The organism is Candidatus Obscuribacterales bacterium (assembly GCA_036703605.1).
GTDB lineage: Bacteria > Cyanobacteriota > Cyanobacteriia > RECH01 > RECH01 > RECH01.
Map to the genome: position 1 here is coordinate 1 of DATNRH010000316.1, position 2,869 is coordinate 2,869.

Here is a 2,869-nt window from a genome sequence, read left to right on the forward strand (position 1 = left end):
GCCCAACTCCCAGCAAGGCCAGCCCAGCCCCGATCCAAAAGATTCGCCCCACTGATCGCCCTAGCAGCCAAAACAGGATGGGAATTCCCAACATATACAGGCTGGTAATAAAGGCGCTGCGGTTGACCGTGGTGTAGATGAGACCGATTGCTTGGGTAGTATAGCCGCCCACGCTCCATAGCCCTAGCTCCAGCCCAACGCCGATTAAGCGGCGATCGCGCTTCAAAAAGGGCAGAAAACACAGGGCAGCGATGCCAAACCGCACTAGGGTGACTAAACTGGGCGGCACATCGGCGATCGCTCCTTGTACCACCACAAAGGAGGTGCCCCACAGCAGCGTTCCTCCAATCAATGCCAAAAGCCCCAGCAGGCGTAATCTGGGGCTAACGGATACGTGTATGGGTGTGGTCAACGTCTTGTCTCAGGTTTTCGTGAAGGACAATCCCGACAAAACAGCAAAACCTTTAACACCCCTGCACGGGGAGGATTGTGTCGGCTTACCAACCCCAAACCGACGGCAGCGGTAGGCTAGGGCTAGCTGAGACCTCGGAGGATGCTGCTGGATCCAAGCGGGTTTCCGCACAAAACGATGCGGTGTTAAAGCCACCAAATCGCTTCACGGTGCTGGTGCGAAAGCGTAAGTTGGGGTTGGCAAACCAAAAGCGTTCGACCGAACTCATGGTCTCGTACTCGGTGATCAGAATCAGCCCATCGGCGTCATCCACCTGATAGCGTCCGACCACCGGCACAATTTCCGCATAGCCGCGCTCGCGCAACATCTTGCCCTGGCTAGGATCCTCGGCATCGGGCACAATGGCAAATCCCGTATTCCCTTCATGGTTTTCGCCTTCTTTATCCCAGGCCATGGAACCATGCCACTGCACCGCTGCGCCACCAATGGCTAGGGCTGGGTCAATATCATGCATCTCGCAGATAGCAATGACCTTGGCATCATCGGCAGCCAAAGCCTCTGCCTGAATTTCTAGTTCTCCCAGTTCGGTGCGTCGAAAGGGCAGGTGGTGGGTGGTGCGCTGCGATCGCCACTGTCCCGCACTCATCCGAAAGAAATCCATTACGTCTCGCATGAACCACCGCTCCTTCGATCAACAATACTGGCTGAATCACTTGTCCATGATCCAGGGTAGCAGTTCCAGTCCAGTGGGTTAAAGCCCTAGGACGATGATCTTGAGCTCATAGGCACGCGACCTAAAATCCCGATGAACGGGTAAAGGTGCGGGCTTGCCAACGGTTGAGATGGGACTCGGCTAAGTTGGCTAGGCTGCGAAGACCGGCCATATCTCGCTGAAGCTGTTCAATGGTGGCTTGGTGTTGACGAGATTCCTGGGCGATCGCTGCATAGTCCCGCTGGCGGAGGAGACACTCGCTGGTTTTTTCTTGAATCTGGTCTTGTAAACTTTGCAAATGCTGATTGAGGCGGGCGATCGCTTGATTTTGGCGCTCCACCGTATGCTGGGCCTGCAGGTGTTCGGCCTGCTGCCGCTCTAATAGATGCTGAAGCTGAACGATTTGACTGCGGGCATCCGCTAGAGTCTGTTGGTGCTGTTCCACAGTGGCTTGCAGTACATCCCGTGCGGCGGCGATCGCCTCCTGCTGTTGCACCTGCTGCGTTAACTCTGCCAGAGCTTGTTCTTGTTGCTTGACTGTGGCTTGGAGCTGATCCCGTTCCTTGGTGACGGCCTGCTGTTGCTGCAGCCGCTGGGTGAGCTGCCCGATCTGCTCTTGCATTTCGACGATTTGATAGTCTTTCGCCGTGAGCTTGGCTTGATGAGCATTGACCTCTGCGCCATAGGTTTGGCATTTGGATTGATAGTCCCCAAGTTGCTGGTGTAGCTGGGCAACCAAAGCTTGCTGCTGCTGAAGTGTTTCCTGGGCTGTAGAGGTTGCCGACTGTTGCTCTGCTAAGGCTTGTTCCAACTCCTGAACTCGATGGCTCAGATGAGAGGATGCCAATGACGACACCTCTGTATCTGTTGATACAGGCTTGGAGGTGGATGATACAGAAGCAACTGGAGCCATGACTTGGCCATGATCGTCTCCTATGCCTTCTGATACGTTGTCCGAGTTTTTCGGTACCTCTTCCGATACCGCAGAGGGCTGAGCCACAGGAGGCTGCGATCGCGAGTTTTGATTGAGTGCTGGCGTCGATGTCCCGGTTGATCCCCGACGATTAGGATTAGATTTACCTCGCTTCCGTCGTGACATAGCGCGACCTCCAAACTCCAAAACATACCTATTGTGTCTAGGATAGCGGTCAGGATTGCGAATCTGGCAGAGACCTTAGCATTTAGTTAGCATCAGTCTCATGGGTCTAGCGATCGCTCCGCCATCATTCCAGACATGACTCTAATAATCTTTGAAGAAAAGCATCCTCCGGAAATTTTATACTTTCTTAAGAATTCACAGTGCCTTAGTTTTAACTCTCCAGATCGCCAATTTTTAGAGATATTTTAGAGACATTACTTAATATTTGATTCATGAAGAATTGGTTTTTTCAGGGGAGATGATCGTCTATTCTGTTGTGGACAACACAGACACGGGCATCTATGCCATTAAGAAATCAGTCGAATTCACGACAAGTCTTAACAACTTGTAAAGAACAAACACCCTGTAGGGGTGTATAAAGAAGTCTAGAGGGTTACGAAAAGTGGATACGCACCAATCGGAACAATGCTTTCAGGGAGTCACACCGATCTCTCATGAATGCTAAAGTTTTTCTCAGATTTCACAAGATGTGACAGAAGATGATGCCTCACCGGGTCAGACTAATTAGACCATCGGGGTTAATCCAGAAGAAACGCTTGTGTCTGAGGTTAGATGAGTGCACAGCTTAATCTTTTTTATCCTTCTA

3 protein-coding genes are annotated in these 2,869 nt (G+C 51.9%); all 3 read right to left on the reverse strand.

From position 1 onward, the window contains the following. Window positions 1-412, reverse strand: a 412-nt coding sequence (locus V6D20_06675; protein ID HEY9815471.1) for a DMT family transporter, incomplete at its 3' end; no start/stop codon positions are given. Between the two features lie 85 nt (window positions 413-497). Continuing rightward, window positions 498-1,085, reverse strand: coding sequence for a phycobiliprotein lyase (locus V6D20_06680; protein ID HEY9815472.1), 588 nt, complete (start codon window positions 1,083-1,085; stop codon window positions 498-500). A gap of 121 nt (window positions 1,086-1,206) precedes the next feature. Continuing rightward, window positions 1,207-2,223, reverse strand: coding sequence for a hypothetical protein (locus V6D20_06685; GenBank protein HEY9815473.1), 1,017 nt, complete (start codon window positions 2,221-2,223; stop codon window positions 1,207-1,209). Window positions 2,224-2,869: the final 646 nt, after the last annotated feature.

Bases quoted from the DNA above. Each gene is read 5' to 3' on its own strand.
- V6D20_06680 (HEY9815472.1), bottom strand. From the start codon at position 1,085: ATGCGAGACGTAATGGATTTCTTTCGGATGAGTGCGGGACAGTGGCGA.
- V6D20_06685 (HEY9815473.1), bottom strand. From the start codon at position 2,223: ATGTCACGACGGAAGCGAGGTAAATCTAATCCTAATCGTCGGGGATCA.